Annotated in this window: 1 protein-coding gene; it reads right to left on the bottom strand. The window is 71.9% G+C overall.

The window, feature by feature from the left end:
• A partial coding sequence (locus ACFWF2_RS17490) for a T3SS effector HopA1 family protein (RefSeq protein ID WP_379308457.1) occupies window positions 1-18,620 on the bottom strand: 18,620 nt, incomplete at its 3' end.
• Window positions 18,621-18,632: the final 12 nt, after the last annotated feature.

Raw genomic sequence — 18,632 nt, 5'->3', positions numbered from 1 at the left:
TAGTCGGTGTGCGCGTCGATATCACCCTCGATCTGATCCAGATCATCGGCGACGCGTTCGTGCTCGGCCGCCGACTTCTGATCGGCCCGGGTGAACGCATCGTCCACCGCCGCCGACTCCCGCTCCAGCGCAGCATCGATCCGCGCCGCCGGATCCGGCTCCTGCTCCCCCGGCTTCCTGCCGGTCGCGGGCTGCGACGGATCGGCCGGTCCTCGACCGGGTCCCGATTCCGGTTGCGGCGGGGTGGGATCCGGCGAGCCGGGTAGTTGGCCGGGGTCGTCGGTGGGGAGTTGTTCGGCGCGGACGGCCGCGTCGAATTCGGCGAGCAGGCGTTCCAGTGCGTCGATCTGTTCGGCGCGCAGGCGGACCTCACCGCGCAGGGCCGCGAGCTCGGCGATCAGTTGGGCGGGGCTGAGGCCCTCGTGGCGTTCGATCCGGCCGTCCCGGTAGGCCTCGTACACCTTGGCGAAGGTGGCGTCGTCGGCGTCGGTGATGTCGACACCGACGATCCTGGCCCAGTCCCGGCTGGCGGACGGGCGGCGCGACGGATCGCTCGGGATCGGCCCGCTGTCTGGCCGCGCCGCTGCTTCGGCCACCGCCTGCGCGAAATCGGTGCCTTCCCGGCCGCGCATAGCCGCGGCGACCACATCACGCAGGCTGTAGACGGCCTGCGGATCGTGCATCGGCATCCGGCCGTCGACGACACGCGGATCGGCGGACACGTCCCCGCGCGGTACCTCCGAGTACACGTCGACCTGGTGCAGCGCGTTCGCGTATTCGGTGAGCGCCTCGCGCAGCAGGTCCTGCTGTCCGTCACGCTGCAGCATCCGGAACAGCTTGCGCAGTCTCTTGGCCGACAGTCCACTCTTGCTCACCGCGTAGACGCGCTTGCCGTCCGGCCCGTCGACATAGCCCGGTGGCAGCAGCGCCATAATCCGCGGGTCCAGCTCCACGCGCGCGATGAAGCGCTTCGGCACCATCCTGCGCGCGGTGTCCTCGGACACGAGCCGCAGGGCGAGCCGATCGCGGGCGGCGTCGACGGCGCCGGAATCGATCTCGCGCAACTGCTTGACGTAGGCGACGAGATCGACGAGCTGCTGCATGCGCAGCGCCTTGGGCGTCGACGGGTCGGTGAGCGCGGCGACCAGCGTATCCGGGGTCAGCTCGGCCTGGCTGAGGCCGAGTCGCGTGGCGAGGTGGCTGCGGGCGTCGCTGATGTCGTGGAACGCCTGGATGTCGTTGGCGGAGCGGGTGAAATCGCTCAGTGCCTCGATCTGGGTGGCGCGCACGGCATTGTCGAGCCGCAGGTCCGGGATCAGCTCGGCGAGCTCCTCGGGAGTCCGGCCGAGCGGGTCGAGGCCGAGGTCGCGCACCGTCTGCACGAGGTCGGTGAGCACCGCGGCGGGTGACCGCGGCGGGGCGTCCGGATCGGTGGGTGGGGTCGGCGCGACCTCGTCGGCGTTGAGCACCGGCCGCCACGGCCCGTCACCGTCGCGCAGCAGGGTGACGGCCAGCTCCCGGCCGTCGACGACCTCGCGCCGGAAACGCACCTCGGGCGTTTCGACCGGCTGGATGCGCACCTGCCCCGACCAGTCGGTCTGGGCCACACCGTAGTTGAGCACCAGCTCTCCGCGTTCGAGCCGACCGGCCAGCTCGGGATCGGCCGTGAGCAGCCCGGCGAGCACGTGGTCGCGCGAGGACAGCCCGTCGACGATGACCAGCCGCTCCGGCCCGTTCGCGAACGGCACCCGCACCGCCTGATCACCGAGCCTGGTGCCGACCGGCGCGCTCTCTTCGGCGTCCGGATAGAACAGCCGCTCGGCGGTCGCCACGAATTCGGCGACCCGCGCCATCCTGGCCATGCTCTCGGCGCGCAGCCGTTCCAGCAGCGCGTCGGCGGCTTCCCTGGTGGACACCTCGTCGATGCCGACATCGCGGCTGGCGGCCCAGGTGGCCAGCTCGTCGCGGAGCTGGTCGCGTCGCAGCGCGTGCTGGAAGAACTTGCGCAGACCGTCGTCGCGGCCGAGTTCGTCGGCGTCGCCCCATTCCGGCAGTGGTTCGGCGCCGTTGCCGATCGGGACGGTGTTGAGCAGACCCGGATCGTGGCCGAAGGCACGCAGGAATTCGTCGCGGAGCCGGCCGAGCGGGTTCTGGTCGGTGAAGCTGACCGCGCCGCCGATCGGGACCGGACGCCCCACCGGATCGGGGTCGGCGTAGCGGCTCGGCTTGCGTTGCGGCGCTTGGTCGTAGTCGTCGTCGAACTCGTCGTCGTAACGATCGTCGTCGTCGGGCCTGCCGGTTTCCTCGATGGACGCGGGCTCCGGCCGCCCCGGCAGGCCGGCCGACTCGGGGCGTTCCCCCGTCAGGTCGGTCCTGCTGTACGGCATCGTCTGCTCTTCGATGAAGCGCTGCGCCGCGGCGGCGAGCCCTTCGATCGCGCCGACCATGCGCATGGCGCGGTACTGCTGCTCGTCGATGACCCGCTGCACCGTGGCCAGCGACTCGTCGGTGAGCTCGATGCCGAGCAGCCGCTGGGCGGCCTCGGTGAGGGTCTCGCCCTCCGGCCCCGGTCCGATCGATTCGGGCAGCTGCGGCGTCGCGGGCGGTTCGTCGGCGAGCCGGTCCGCTTCGTCGGGCGAGATCAGCTCGTGCTCGAGCAGGGCGTCGATGATCCTGGACCGTTGTCCCGCATCGGCATCGGCGAAGGCGACCAGCAGGCCTTCCCGCGCCTCCTCGGGCGTGACGCGGTGGACCTCGAGGTCACCGGTGAGCTGGGTCCGGACATCGTCGGGGTCCACATCGGAGTACCAGGGCTGGTACTCCTGCCCGTCTGGCAGGCGCATCGGCAGGTGTTCGCCCGCCGAATCGCGCATCCGGGCCGACAGCCGGCCGAGCAGCGGGATCTTCTCGCGGTTGGCGATCCAGATCGGCAGCTGCTGGCCGATGCGCAGGAAGGTGGGGTCGGGCCCGCCTGCTTCCGGCGGCGCCTGGATGACGGGATGATCCGGCGTCGGCGGCGTCGGATTGGCAGGCGGGGCAGGCGGCATCCCGCTGGACTCGACGAGATCGGCGATACCGCTGATGCCGTCGGCGATGGCGGCCTGGCCCTTGCTGTCACCGACGGGCGAACCGGACGGGTACTTGATCTGCTCGACGTGCTGCGGCCACGACTCGCGGACGAACTGCCATTCCCGGCGCAACCGCGAGGTCGGCGCGGCATCGGCCAGCGGGGCGTTCTCGTCGACGACCTCCCAGCGGTCCTCGCCGTCGGGCCGCACGTTCAGCGCGACCTCGTCGCCGTCGACCTCGATGCGCACCTGCGGCGGACGGCCGACGGCGGTCGGCTCGACGGGCACCCCGCCCCGGTCCTGGTCGCCGGACTCTTCCGGCGTGACCCGCGACGGATCGGCGGGCTGCTTCTTCGCCCCGTCACCCGCGTCGGGATCGTCGCCGAGGCGATCGAACGGCACGTCGGCGTCGTCGCGGCGCACGACGGGCGTCTGCGCCCGGCCGTCGTCGTCGGTTCGGTCGCGGTCGCGTGCGCCGGACTCGTTCGCGGCACGCGACGGGTCGCCGGACAGGTCCATGAGCAGGTCGTACAGGACGCGAACGGGTTTGCTCACGCGGTCGCGGCCGAGCATCGCCACCTGGGCGAACGCTTCGGCGACCGCTTCGCCGGGCTCGAGCATTCCGTCGTCGATGCTGTAGTCGCTGAGCTGATCCAGCCAGTCGCCGTAGGTCTCGCTGGGGTCGGACTTGCTCTCGGTGAGCAGGTGTCGTTCCGCGTTGGTGTAGGCATCGAACCCGCCGGTAGCGGCCAGCACGTGACCGAATTCGTGCAGTGCCAGGTAATACACCGGCCTGGACCGCGCCACCGGATAGAAGTGCCCGCCGTCGGCGGCTTCGCGAACCCGCTGGTGAATCCCCTCGGCGCTGGTCGCGTGGTCGTGGTTGAGGACGATGGTGTTGTGGTATCCGCCGTCCGCCCGCAGCCGGCTCTGGGTCTGCATCAACGTGGACCACGGCAGCGCGCCGATCGTGACACCATCCAGGTCGGCATGGGGGTGACGGTTCGCCATATCGACTACGCCCCTGGCGAATTCCTGCACGACCTGCCAGTTGAGGCCGGGCAGATCGAAACCGGTCGTCGTCACGTCGGGCCGGTCCAGGATCCGGGCGAGCTCGTCGCGCAACCGCGCGCCGACCTGGTCCGGGCTCAGCCCGGACCATTCGTCGGGGCCGGGGACGCCGAGCAGCCGCTCGTTCTGCATGTCGAAGGAGTCGATGTCCTCGTCCGGCGGACGCAACTGGAAACCGTCGCCCATCCGGTCGAAACCCGGTTCGCCGGAATCGGGTTCGATCGCCGCCCGGTTGACGACGGGCGGGGAGTCGTCGCCCGACCCGAGGGGCAGCCGATCGATGAAACGCCCGAAGCGACCGCGCGGGCGGCCGTGGTCGTTCAGGTCGGCCGCCAGGTCGTCGAGCATCCGCACGATCCGGTCGACCAATTGCGTGGGGTCGCTGTCGGTCATGCCATGGAAGCGGGTGGCCAGCACGTCCGACATCGAGGCGTCACCGCGCGGCGCGGGCACCCGCCACCGGCCGTGTCCGTCGGGCTCGAGGTAGGCGTCGACCCGGAACTGGTCGAGGGTGAACGATTCCCGGCGGAAGTGCGCCGGGTAGCGCCCGGCCGGGGGCAGCAGCGGGATGCTGCGGGTCGCCACCCGGTGGGCCACGTCGGCCGGATGCGGCGGTGCGGGCGGCGGACCGTCCTGGGCCAGCACATCCCGGATGCCCCGATGGCTCAGGTTGCCCGAGAAGCGCACGACGCCGTCGCGGTATTCGGGGAGCTCGCCTCGGCGCCGGCGCTCGGTGTCCGCCACGGAGTCGAAATAGCCGGGGCCGAGTTGCTCGACCCAGTCACCGAATCCGAGATCCGTCAGCCCCTCGGCGCGATAGCGCAGATAGTGGTCGAGCAGCAGCGCGGCGGATTCGTCCGAGTTGGGGCGGCGCAGCGGGCCGAGTGCTTGATCCTCGGAGATGTAGCGCAGCACCGGATCGCCGCCCGGTCCCGGCTCCGGCACCGCGAACTGGAGGTTGTGGGCGTTGCTGTTCCACACCACTGTCGCGTAGTCGGGGTTGGTCGCCGCCAGCTCGTGCAGAGCCGCCAGATGCCCGCCGGGCTCGGCGACGACATGCAGACTCCGCCAGCTGAACAGCGACTGCTGCCGGAAATCGGCGATCTGCGGGGTGAGCCGCACACTGTCGGGATCCGAGCCGATCGCACTGGTCAGCGCGCGTTCGGCGGCATCGCTCGGCAGCGTCCGGTCGCCGCGGGCGGGGGTGTCGGGCAGGTCGACGGCCTGCGGCCTGCCCCACGCCGGATTCGCGCCGTCCTCGGCGGCCCTGGCGACGTCGAGCACGATCTCGGCGGTCTCGGGTCCCACCCGGTTCAGGTAGCGCCGCAACGCGTCCCGGCCCGCCTCGGCGGCGACCCGCTCGGGCGGCGGCGCGTCGGCGTTGCGTTGCCGCGCGCGCTCGGCCTTGGCGTATGCCTTGTCGCAGGCGTTGGTGTAGGCCTGCTCGGCGGGACCGACCGGGATGTAGCCGCCCCGGTCCCGCATCGCCCGCAGCGTTTCGATCTCCATCGCCAGGTAGGGTGCGCGCGCGTCCTTGCGCGCGGCGGGCGCCGGGCCGTCGGCGCGGCCGGTGTCGGCGCCAGGGGGCGGCGGGGTGATGCCGTGTGCGCGATCCCAGTCGGCGCCGAAGTGATCCGGATAGCTGCGGGCATCGAGGCGCGGACCGCCGTCGGCAGCCAGCACGGCACGCACGGCACGCACACCTGCCCGGTGCGCGGCGGCGTGGAACAGTTCGTCGGTGGTGACGGACCCGAGTTTCGCGTAGGCCTTTGTCGCGGTGCGCAGTCCGTTCTCGTAGGCCTCGGCGTAGGCGCGGCGCAACGACGTCTCGTCCACGGACTCGCCGTGCCTGCGGTACACCGTGTCGAACTGGAACGACAGTGCGAGCGCGTCGGCGACGCGGTCGCTCATCCGGTCGACGTATTCGTCCCGGCCGAGCGTGAAACGCTCGGGCAGTCCGTCGGCGGCGGCGAGCAGGTCGGCCATCCGCGCCGCGAAGACGAGCTGGACGGCCTGCTGCAGGTTGTCCGCGTCGCGGTCGAGCACCAGGGTGTTGGTGGCCGGGTCGTAGGCGGGTGCGGTCCCCGGGTCGGTCGCCGAACCCCGCCGGAACCGGAACTCGGGTTCGATGCTGTAGCGCACCGAAACCCCGCGCTCGGCCAGTTGCTGGGCCGCCCACCGGCCCGGCCGCTCCCAGGACACTCCGCGGGGCGGCTCGAGCATTCCGAGCGGTTCCAGATACAGCCGGTCGACCCGGTCGACCAGCGCCGCGTGCGCCACCCCTGCCTGGGCCAGCGCTTCCCTGGTCTGGGCGGGGTCCGCCAGCCACGAGGCGGCTGCGAGTTCGTTCGCGGCGTGGCTCGCCTCGGCGTCCCTGAGCACATACAGCACCCCGGTTTCGTCGCCGTGCACCCGGACCCGGTTCGCGTCGGCGGGCGCGTCGGCGCGTCCGGCGAGGTCGGCGCGGACCAGGTCGGTGATCTCGTCGACGAGGCGCGCGCGGTCGACCGAGGCCCTGATGTGCTGGGCGGTCAGGTCGGTGAGCAGCATCGCGTTGTCCATGCCGTGCCAGATGCCGACGTCGCTCGCGCGCACCAGCAGCATGTCGGCGATCCCACGACGGGTGCTGGGAAGTTCGTCGACGGGCAGGTTGAATCCGCGCACGAGCCGATCACAGACCCGATCCCAGTCGGCCTCGACGCGCATCACCGTGCGCGTGGCGGCGGCCTGCTCGCGCATCAGGCGTTCGAGTTCACGCGCGGTGTCGCGATCCGACGGCACGAATTCCGCGAGCCCGGGTCGCTGCTCCGGGGTGCGGTGCGCGTCCCATTCCGCGGCGGCCTCGTCGCGGCGGCCGAAACCGTCCGGGGTGTCGAACAATTCGTGCTCGAGCAGCCGCGCGACGCCGGCTTCCCGGCCGAGATCGCGCAACTGCTCGGGGGTCGGCGCTGGTTCCCGTCCCGCGGCGGCCGCGATCGCGTCGTCGTAGGCCGCGAGGTAGGCCGCGTCCAGGGTCCGGCGGACGGCGGTGTCGACCGGATCGCGGCCGGTCCCGCTGAGCGGATCATGGCCTGCCGCATCGACTTCCCGGTGGAACTCGGCCTGTCTGCCGAACGCTTCCGCCTCGGCTCGCACCCGCGCGGCGATGTGCTCGGCGCGGTCGAGCGCCCGGATCTGCGACGGTGTCGTCTCCAGCCTGCCGCCGAGCACCGCGTCGGCGAGCGCGCCCGCACGCACGACCGCGTCGGCCTGCGTGATCCGGTCGGGGCCGTCGGCACCGACGAACACCTCCATCGCGCGGCCGTCGAATGTGGTCGGTGCCGGATCGTCGAACGTGCCGAAACGCACTCGCGCGTCGACGGAATCGAGCACCGCCAGCATCTCGGCACCGGTTTCGGTGCGGCCGAGCAGCTCGCGGACCTCGGCGGTCGTCGGATCCGGCGGGGTGAGCAGCCAGCCGTACGGTTGGCCGTCCCTCGGCAGCGGCACCTCGTCCCCGTGGTCGCCGAGCCGGTGGATCACCTCGTCGTCGGCACCCATGGTGTCGAGCGCGGCGATCGGCAGCGGCACGTCGGCGAGGATGTTCACGCCGTCGCGTTCGAGCAGCAGCTCGGTGACGGTGACCTCACCGCGCGCCGACGCGTGCACCAGGTGGTACTCCACCCGCAGGGTGCCGTCCGCCTGGGCCGCGCGCAGCTCGCGCACCGCGTCGATCAGCGCGCGCCCGGCCGGGCTGTCGGGGTCGACGCCGCGCGCGGCCAGCTGCGCCGGGGTCTCGTTCAGGATGACCGCGAGGTTGCGGTCCATGGCCAGGGTCCGGCGCAGGTATTCCGGCGAACCCTGTTCCGCCCTGGCGGTCTTCGAACCGCCCAGCGTCGAGCCGACGCCCTTGGCCTCGACGACGACCAGCGTCGGCGGCGCATCGCCGACCCCGGGCACCAGCGAGGCGATGTCGACGGTGCCCGCGCCGTCGAAGGCGCCGTCGAACGGTGAGAGCAGCACCGCGCCCGGGCGCAGCTGCCCATCCAGCGTGAATGCCAGACCGGCCAGCTCACCGAGCTGTTTCGAGGCCTCGACCAGCTCCGGCCCGAGGTCGTTGTACTTGGTAGCCAGGTCTTCCAGATCGGCGAGCTTGCCGAGCTTGTCGATCAGGTCGGCTTCGCTGAGCGAGGCATCCGCCTCGACCTTGGCTGTCTGCCGCTGGATCTCGCCACCGAGTCGATCGGTCGACAGATCGGCGATCCGCTCGATCTCGAATTCGGCCATCAGCAGCTTGATCTGCGCGCCGATCGGGTCGCGTTCCGCCTGCAGCGCCAGCCGCAGCGTCGAGACGTCGCGCAGTTCCTGCGCGAGGCGCGGATCGGTGACGTCGTAGCTGTGCGAGTCGCCCTTCATCACCAGGTAGTCGTATTCGGCCGCGGCGAGATGGTCGTCGATGAACCAGTGCGTGCGGGCGTCGTGGTAGCCGAAGTTCTTGTCGCGGTAAGTGTTCGGCTCGTCGTCGACGTGGTGCAGCCTGCCGTCGGGGTCACGGTAGGAGTCGTCGCGGTCGCCGGGCTGGTGCAGGCGCCCGTCCTCGCCGCGGTACATGCCGTCGGGCACGGGGTCCTGATCGGCGGTCCGCGCGGGGGTGGGATCCGCGCCGTCGTCCGGGTCACCGTCGCCCATGCGGTCGAACTCGCCCGGTGCGTACGGGTCCGGCCTTGTCTGTCCCGGCGCGGCGGGGGGACGCGACGGCGGGTCGCCTGCGGGCACGCCGCCCGCGGCCTCCGGGCCGTTCTCCTCTGGCCCGTCTTCCTCGCGGCGGCCCGGCTCGATCTCGGGCGTCGGGCGGCCAGGGACGCTCGGCAACGGTGGCTCGTACGGCACCTTCGCGCGCGGCCCGGTGAGCGGGGTCCGGTTGTCGTCCCAATGGTCGCCGGGCAGCCGGTTGACCTGGTTCTGGATCTCTTCCCAGGTGAGGATGGCGAACCGGCGCTGGTTGGCGGTCGGGTCGTCGCCGTCCGAACGCGCCAGCCAGTCCTGGAATTCGTCCCAGCCGCGGGTGAAGTCGTTGGCGTCATAACTGGCTCGCGCACGCTGCACCCACTCCCAGGCGTCGCGGATCAGCGCAAGATCGCCGGGCTGCAGCTCGCCCAGCTCCGCGAGATCGCGGCCGGCCAGGCGGTTCCACGCCTCGGCGACCTCGGGCAGCCGATCCAGCCCGCGCCAGCGCCGTTCCCCGGAATCCGGGTCGTTCATCAGCAGCGCATCGCTCATGAGCAGGCGCTTGATCTGGTGGACCTGCTCCGGCGTGAGCTCGGGGATCCGGGTGGGGAACTCATGGGCGATCGAGTCGGCGATGACGTCAGGGTGCACCCCGGCGTCGATCCAGCCGAGCACCTTCCCCACCTGTTCGCGACGCTGGTCCGCGTCGGTGTCGTCGCGGGTGAACCGGACGTCCGGATCACCGACCAGCGCGGTGATGTTGTCGATCAGCACCCGCCGCCGGTGCGCGGGATCGTCCCCGGGCATGCGGGTTTCGGCTTCGTCCAGCAGGGTCCGGATCCGGTCGACCATGTCGCGCGCCTGCGCGCGCTGCGCGTCGGCGTGCTGCTGTCGCAGGGTGTCCGCGATGGCGGTGACATCGCTGTCGTCGCGCAGGAACGCGTCGTATTGCTCGTCGGCCCAGCGCTGCACCTCCGACCAGGCGGCCCGCCGCTGTTCCCGCGCGGCCGAGGTCCGGGCGGCCTCGGTCGGATCGGTGCGGCCGAACGTGGTTTCGCTCTGCGGCGGGGTGACGAAGGGCTGCTGTTCCGACCGGAATCGGCGGAACAGGCGTTTGCGCTTGAAGCCCGGCTTGATCCGGGTCGGGTCGTTCGGATCCTGGAACCACGACCAGCCGGCGAACTTCATCGTTTCCAGAATCATCCGCATCAGGTTCGACGCGGCGTCGGGAACATCGTTGGAGTGGCTTTCCAGGCCGGGGTTCGCCGGCGACAGCCCGCCGGGCAGCTTCGGGATGAACGCGTCGTTGACACCGGGGCCGGACGAGCCGGCGATCGCGTCGACGATGGCCGCCTGGGTCGGCGTCACACCGACGCTGCTCGTCCCTTCCGGCAGCATGCGGCCTTCGAACACGTCCGGCGTCTCGTCGGAGCCGCGGCCCTGCGTCTGCCGGGTGCGCTCGGGATCGACGTCGTGCCAGGTGCCGTCGGCGGATCGCCATCGGGCGACCTCGATCCGGACGTTCCCGCCCCTGACGTCGGAGATCGTGTAGTCGATCGTCCGGCGCTGCAGCTGCGGCGTGTCGTCCGGCATCGGATCGACGCGCGCGTTGCCCTCGCGGTCGGCCGTGATCCTGCGGAACTCGATCGTCCCGTGGTCGCGCACGAACGCCCGCACCACGTCGTCGACGGTGCCCAGCGCCCGCCGCAGGGTCAGTTCGTGATCGGTGAGGCCGTCCTGGCGCGGCTGGTAGCCCAGCTGATCGCGCGGTCCGTAGACGACAAGGCGCGGCGGGTCGCCGTCGATGAGACCGATGTCCCTGGTCAGCATCCGGCCGCCGGCGCCCTCGATATCGGCCCTGGCCGCGCCCGCGACCAGCGCCATCTCGTCCTGCAGCCTGCCGATCCGGTTGTGCGCCTCGTTCACATCGCGCGCCGCCTCGGCGAGCGCGTCGATCTCGCCGGTGCGGTCGCCCGGATCTGCTTCGCGCAGAGCGTCGATCGTGCCGGCGAGATTCTCCGGCGACAGCAGGGATTCGTCGAGCGCACCGTCGGCGTCGGCCAATCCGAGGCGCTCGGCGAGATCGTCGCGCATCGCGCGGCGCGGCTTGATCCGCAGCAGTTCGTTGGCACGCTGACGCGCAAGGCGGTCCAGTTCGGCCCGGTCCTCGGCGCTGGTCGGCCTGCCGTCGATGGCGCCGCTGGCCTGGAGTTCGGCGATCCTGCGATCGAGCGCGGCGAGCTGTTCGCGCATCTCGATGACCCGGCGGGCCGCCTCGTCCAGTTTGGCCGCGGTCTCGCGGCGGTGCGCCGCGTCCGCTTCCGAACGCCGCTGGTTGACCCGGGTGCCGGGTTCCTCGCCGATCGGCGCGACCCGGGTGGACTGTGAATCGGCCTCGGCGGCCAGGCGGCGCATCGTGTTCGCGAGATTGTCGCGGGACCCGACGGCGAGCTCCACGTCGGTGATCCCCATCAACCGGGTCACCCGATCGTCGCGCTTGGCGCGCCAGAACTCCATCTCGCGCGCCAGCCGGTTGCGCTCCTCCATCAATCGGTCGTATTCGGCCTTGGCCCAGTCGTCGGCCGCGGCCAGCTCGGGCGTCGGCCCACGATTGCCCGAATCCGGCTGCCCGTTGGGGTTTTCGGGGTCCATCATGTAAGCCCGACGGGGATCGGTCGGCGTCGTATCGGACCGATCCATCATGTACGCGCGACGCGGATCCGGTGTCTGCCCGTCCGGGCGATCCATCATGAACGCGAGGCGCGGATCCGGCGTGCCCTCGTTCCGCGGCGTCCCCGGCCCGTCGGCCCGCGAACCCGACGACGAATCCGGTTGCGAAGCGGTCGGATCCATCATGTACTCCCGGCGCGGATCCGGTGTGGACTGTCCGTCCGGGCGGTCCATCATGTACGCGAGGCGCGGGTCGGGCCGGGCTCCGTTCCGCGGCGGCGCCGGCTCGTCCGCTCGCGAGCCGGACGACGAATCTGTTTGCGAGGCAGTGGGATCCATCATGTAGGCGAGGCGCGGGTCCTGCAGGGATGCGTCCAGCCTGCCACCGGTGGAGGTCCACAGCAGGTCGGCGTCGGCCCGGAGCTGGCGGGCGTTCCAGTCGGCCTGCCAGGCGCGGCCGCGCACGGACTCGGGCGACTCGCCGTCCCTGGTCCGCGGATCGGAGTCGCGCATCGAATCGGCCAGGTCGTGCAGGAATTCGGCTCGGTTGGCCGCGACATCTGCGCGCAGGTCGGCCAGCTGGGCGCGCAGGCGAGCGGCGGCCTGCTCGGGAGTCTCGTCGTCGTCGCCACGGGCGGTGCGATCATCGGGCGGCGGAGTCCGGCCCGAATCACCATCGCCGGGCTGCGGGGTCCGTCCCGAATCGCTGTCGTCGTCCGGGCTGCCCATCCGGTCGAAGCCGTCGCGTGGCGGCCAGGCCTGCGGCTGGTCGGGCGCCGCGTTCCGGTGTGGGGTAGCGGGGTCGACGGATGCCGAGGGCAGCTGGCGCAGCACCTCGGCGTGGAAGTCGGCGAAGTCGCCGCCGTTGGCGCGCACGATATCCAGCGCCCGGCGGATCGCGACCGAACGCACGTCGCCGAAGCTCTCCCCCGACTGGTGCTCGCCGAGGCCGACACCCTCGAGTACCTGGTTGGTCATCGCGGGCGCGTCCCAGAGGAAGACATCACCCGCCCGGTCGCGGCAGTCGCGCAGCCAGGACGACACCTGCTGCGCGGCAGCGAGATCACGGGTATAGATCACGATCGCGTCGGACCGTTGCGCCTCCGGCCCGGTGACCTTCATCGTCTTGACGCCGGGGAAGTCGTCCGGCCGGAGCAGGATGTCCCGCACCAGATTTCGCATCATCTCCGGCGCGGCATCGATCCGCGGATTCACATACACCCGGTACCCGACCGGGAAATCGGCACCCGGCCGGTTGAAGTGCAGGAAGTGGAAGTCCGTCCCCAGATCGCCGACGGTTTCCGGCAGCACCATCCCGGGGCCGTGGATCCCCTGCAGCATCAAGAACCGGAGGTCGGGGTTGCCGACCAGGATGTCGGCGAGGGCACGCACGTAGCCACCGGGATCGGTCACGCTGTTGGGCACGTGCGCCAGCGAGTACAGGTCGTAGATGTCCCTGGTGGTCCGGATCGCGTCACCGGCGGCCCAGACGCGGTCGAGGAAGCTGTCGAGGCTCTCCCGCGACAGCGGCGGCGGCTCCATACCGGCGTCCCGGTACGCCGCTTCCCGCAGGCCGAGCAGATCGTCGAAGGACAGATCGGGATGCGCCCGCCGCAGATCGTCCAGGGTGCGCGGCGGCGCCGCGTCGGCGGGCAGCGGCCCGTCCCCGTCGACGGCGGGGCCGAACGGCGCGTCCCGTTCGAGATCGGGATTGCGGCCCGCCTCGTAGGCCTCCTCCGGGCTGTAGAACCGGACCGGTTCCGCGTTGTCGCGCGCCGGTTGCGAATCCGTCCGCGGCACCTCGGGTTCCAAGCGGAAGCCCAGGCGTGGATCGACCGGTGCCCGATCGGGAGTCGCCGCAGGGGCGTCCGGAGTCCGGCCAGCCCGTGGATCGGCGGGCGCCGAATCCGCCGGGTTCGCCGTCCAGGCGAGCCGCGGATCCGTGACCGCCGCAGGGTTTTCCGGCCTACCACCGGCGGCCTGCCACAGCTGGTCGGCATCGGCCCGCTGCTGACGGGCGTCCCAGTCGGCCTGCCAGGCGCGACCACGAACCGCGTCGACCGAATCGCCGTCGCGGGTAAGCGGTCCGCCGTTCGCCACCGAATCGGCCAGTCCGTGCAGGAAATTCGCCCGGTTCGCGGCGGCGTCGGCCTGCGCGTCGGCCTGTTCGGCGCGGCGGCGGGCGGCCTGTTCGGGCGTCTCGTCCCGGCCGCGATCCGACGGCGTGCTCCGACGGGGGTCGCCGTCGGCGGCGGGGCCTGCCGGCTCGTCCGCGCCCATCCGGTCGAGGCCGCTCCGGTCCGGCCAGGACCGTGGCGCGTCGGGATCGTGGCGCAGATGCGGGCTGTCCGGGTCGACACCGGCGCCGGGCAGGACGCGCTGCACCTCGGCCAGGAAGTCCGCGTACGTACCGCCGTTCGCCATGACCGTATCCAGCGCCCGCTGGATCGCGACCGCCCGGACATGGCCGAAACTCTGCCCCTTCGGGTGCGCGCCGATCCCGACACCGTCGAGCACCTGCTGCGTCATCGGTGGCGCGTCGAACAGGAAGACGTCACCGTTGCGGTCCCGGTAGTCGCGCAGCCACTGGGTCACCTGCTCGACATCGGCCATGTCGCGCACGTAGACCACGATCGCGTCGGACCGCTCCGCGGTCGGCGAGGTGATCTTCGCTGTGCGCACACCGGGAAACGCGTCGGGCCGATCGATGATGTCGCGCACCAGGTCCCGCATCAGCGCGGGCGCGGCGTCGATGCGGGGATTCACGTACACCCGGTAGTCGACGGGAATCCGGCCGAGCTCGCCGGTCCGCTGGAAATGCACGAAATGCCACGGCATCAGCGAGAGCACATCGGACTCGCCCGGCTGCATCGGCAGGTTCATCCCGGCCTGGAGCATCGCGCGGCGGACGTCGGATCCGTTGTCGACGATGTCGGCGATCGCGCGGGTGTAGGCCTGCGCGTCGCTCACCGTATTGGGTTCCGGCGCGTCCGAATACAGTCGGTAGACGTCCATCGCGTCGTTGATCGAGTCCCGGTTCGCCCAGACCTGATCGAGCAGGTTGTCCAGGCTCTCGCGCGACAGCGGCGGCGGCTCCATCCCGGCGTCCCGGTAGGAAGCGTCGCGCAGGTCGCGCAGCTCGTCGAACGACAGGTCGGGGTGCGCCCGCCGCAGATCGTCGAGGGTGCGCGGCGGGCCGGCGTTCGCCGGTCGCAGCGCCCCGTCCCCGTCGGCGGCGGGACCGAACGGCGCGTCCCGCTCGAGATCGGGATTGCGGCCTGCCTCGTAGGCCTCGTCCGGACTGTAGAACCGGACCGGCGGATCGGCGATGTCGCCGGTGTCGTTGCGCGACAACGGCTCCCAAGGGCTGTGGTCGCGCACGCTGTCCCTGATCGCGTCGCGGACGGTCTCAGGCGAGTTCCGGGAGAGCAGCTGGTCCATCGCGTCGGCGATGACCGCGCGGCGGGTGGCGGGGTCGGACGGCGCGAGCCGGTCGCCCAGTTCGCCGTCGAGCCGGGTCACCAGCGCGTCCAGCTGGTCACGCAGATTCCGCAGGTCACCGCCGGGATCGAGCGCGCCGGGTTCGCTCAGGGTACGGCGGATGTGATCGACGACGTCGTCGGCCCGGTCGGCCACGTCGAGGTCAGGCCGCGGCGGGACGCCGTCGCCCTGGCCGGGTGTCCGGCCCAGGTCGTAGGCCTCGTCCGGGTCGAGCAGCCGGACACCGTCGCGGCTGCCGGCGCCCGCCTTGCCACGGTCGGCGGCGAAGGCGAGGCGGGGATCGGCCGCGGGCGAGCGCGGATCGCTCGGCGGCGCCTGCCGGTCCGGGGCGGCCGGGGCCTGGCGTGGGTCAAGGCCGCGCGGCTGCACGGGATTGCCGTTGGAGTCCATCAGGACCGCCGACACGGTGTGCAGGTCGCGGGGCGTCGGCAGGGGGTACGGATGCCGCGCGCCGGTGCGCGGGTCGAGGATATCGACGCGATGCTGCCCGGTCGCCGGGTCGAGCCCGAGCACCATGGCATACGGGGCGCCACCGACGAGCAGTCCCTGACCGGGGCTGACGAACTGGTCGACAACGAACGCCCGCGGGCCCGCGCCGCGGGCGATGTCGCGCGGGTCGGCGTCCGCGGCCATCCGCATCAGCTCGTCGACGATGCCCTGGTGCCGGGGCAGATTGCCGCCGGGATCGGGGAAGTCGTGCAGCGGACCGCCGAGCGCGGCTTCCAGTTCCGCGCGTGATCTGCCCTGCTCGCCCATGCGCTGGTCGTCGGTCAGGTCACCGAAATCGGTGCGCGGACCGGCCGAATCGGCCGCACCGTCGTCGGCCGCGACGGCGTTGCCCGGCTCGAAGCTGCGCCATTCGCCGCCGACCAGTTCCGCCGGCTGGTCGGGCAGATTCCGGGTGCCGACCTCCTTCGTCGGCGCGTGCACGGTCGCCCCGATCAGATCGGCCAGCTGCTGGGCCCAGCTGCCGTCCGCGCCCGCGTGGCACGACATCAGCCGGACCGGAGTCCCCCGCACATAGCTCGGGTTGTCCAGGATCGTCTGGGCGATGACCGCCGGATCGACCCGGCCCTCGTGGCCCGGGTTCGGGTGGCCGGACCGGGTGCCGTGCACGATCACGTCGTGCATGCCCTCGTTGCGCAGGTTGTTGCGGACGTTGTCGGTACTGGTGTCGTTACCGATCGAGGTGGCGGTCGGCGTGTAGACCACGCGCTGGCCGTTCGGCAGCAGGTGATCGTAATCCGCGGTGCGGTCGGTGGTTCCGGTGTCGGGATCGGCGCTGCGGTCGGGCCGGTCGCTGCTCCGGTCGGCCGGGTCGGCGCCGGTCGGGCCGGGATCGTTGATCGGGACACCCGCGCGTCTGCGCGGCGTGCGGGCTGGCGCGTCCGTGCCAGGGGTGATCGGCAGGATCGGCGCCACCCCGGCCTCGGGGGTGCCGGGTTCGGCGGTGCGGGTCTCCCCGGTCTCGGCGACCTGCCGCTGCTGCGGTACCTCGCTGTCGGCATGGTCGGCGCGCACCGTCGGCTGACTGTCCGCGCCGGTCAAGCCACCGTCGGCCAGGCCGGCGCGGCTGTCGGCGGCCTTCGGCGCGGCGGTCTCCCGGTCGGGCGCATCGGCGCGGGTGGGATCGGCGGTGGCGTCGCCGTCGGCGTCCGCGCTGGAATCGGCCGTCCGGTCGACGGTGGTATCGGTTGTCGCGTCGGTGACACCGTCGCCGGATTCGGTCCGTAGCGCCGAGTCGGCCTCCGGCCCCGTCCCGGTGCGCAGGTCACCGGCCACACCTCGCGCGGGGGCGGAAGATGCTGGGGCACCGCGGGTTTCGCCCGCCGCCGGGGCTTGCGCGGCGGGGGCGGGACTACTCGCCGCCGCGGGCGCGGCCTGCGTGACGACGGGAGCCGCGGTGGTGGAATCCGCGCGCGTCGCGGTCGAGTCGGCCGCACCGGTGACCGGCGTGGTGGAGTCGGCCGCGCCGCGGACCCCGAGATCGCCACCCTGCAGCGCATCGGCGCCGAGGGGAACGCCCGCGCGCTGCGCCTCGGGGGTGTTCACCGAATCACGGTGACTCACACCATTTTCCGCCGTCGGCTCCGCTCCGGTCCGGCCGTCCGCGTCGACCCGGTTCTGATCGGCGGCTGCCTCGCCGGTCGGCGAATCCTCGCCGTTGCGGCGCGTGTCGGCGGCCTCACCTGCGCGTGCGCCCTCGTCGTCCGCGGTGGCCTTCCGTTCGCCGGCGCCCTCGGATTCACCGCGGCCACCGGACTCGCCGTCACCGCTGCTCGCGGCGGCGGGACGCATCGTCGACCCGTCGCCACCACCCCCGCCGGAGCCGAGACCGGAGGCACCGCTGGTGCGCACCGGTCCGTCGTCGCGGCTGGTGTTCGCGCCGTCCCCGGTACCGTCGCCCGCCCGGTTCTCGCCGACGCCGGTGTCGTCGTCGGATCGGGTCCGGGTGTCACCCTCACCCGCGCCGTCGTCGGTGCGGGTCGCGCCGTCGTCCCTGGTAGCACCGCCGTCACCCTCGCCGGCGCCGTCGGACCGGTCGATCCCGACGATGGCGTCGATCTGGTCGCTGAGGCTCGGCGCGCTCATCGTGTCGACACCGGGTGTGGCCCCGGCCCTGCCCGCCTTCCACGTGTGCGCGCCGGTACCGCTGAGGCTGGACAGCAGGCCGTTGGAGGCGCCCGCGGTGAACATCAGCGGGTCGTGGTTCATGAACGCCTTGGTCGCGTTGTCCCACGCCTTGTCGAAACTGCCGGTGTCGTGCCAGTCGATACCCAGCTGGGTGGCGATGGCGGCGACATTGCCCGCCTCGGCGCCCATCAGGCCGGCGGCGGGGCCGGTGATCGCGGCCTTGAGCCACTTGTTCATCCGGTCCTTGATGAGCTTGTCGCCCAGCAGACCGGCGAACGGGCCCGCCGCCGCGCCACCCGCGGCCGAACTCACCATGGTGACCAGCAGCTGCCGGTGGTTGATCTCGTCCCGGTGGCCCTGGCTGACCTGCCAGGCCTGGGTGCCGAGTTCCTGCATCGTGCCGAGGATGAAGTCGATGGCCACGTGCCTGGCAAGGAACTTCAGCATGGCCTTGATGAAGGCCTGTCTGGCGACGCGCACCAGCGCGCGCACCAGCGCCTGCCCGAGGATCCGGACTGCGACGCGGGTGATCCCGATGGCGACGGCCTGCAACGCGGGCGACGCGGGCGTCGGCGGCACCCAGCACAGCGCGATCTCGGCCGCGAGCAGCGCCAGCGACGAGACGAACATGATCTTCGTGTACTCGATCTCGGTACCGGCGTCGAAGACCGATTTGGCGACCTCGTCGAAGGTTTCGGCCAGCTTCTCCAGCGACTGGTCCTTGTCGCCACCGTCGCCGGTGCGCATGGAGTCGAAGCCCTTGATCATCTCCTCGACACCCTGGCCGACCGGATAGGCGGTCAGCGAGGCCGCCTTGGCCGCGTCGATGTCGTCGAGGATCGCGCGAAGCTCGTCAGCCGCGTTCTTCCAGTCCCCGGACAGGCCCCAGAGTTGATCTTCGTCGCCCTCGGGCCACTCCATGCCCGCGGGGTACTTCAACCAGGCGAGCGCCGCAGGAAGTTCTGCCATGCGAAGTTACTC

It is taken from the genome of Nocardia sp. NPDC060259 (genome assembly GCF_042728775.1).
Lineage (GTDB): Bacteria > Actinomycetota > Actinomycetes > Mycobacteriales > Mycobacteriaceae > Nocardia.
Note: the sequence above shows the minus strand (reverse complement) of the source record. Positions and strands in the feature narration are given on the sequence as shown.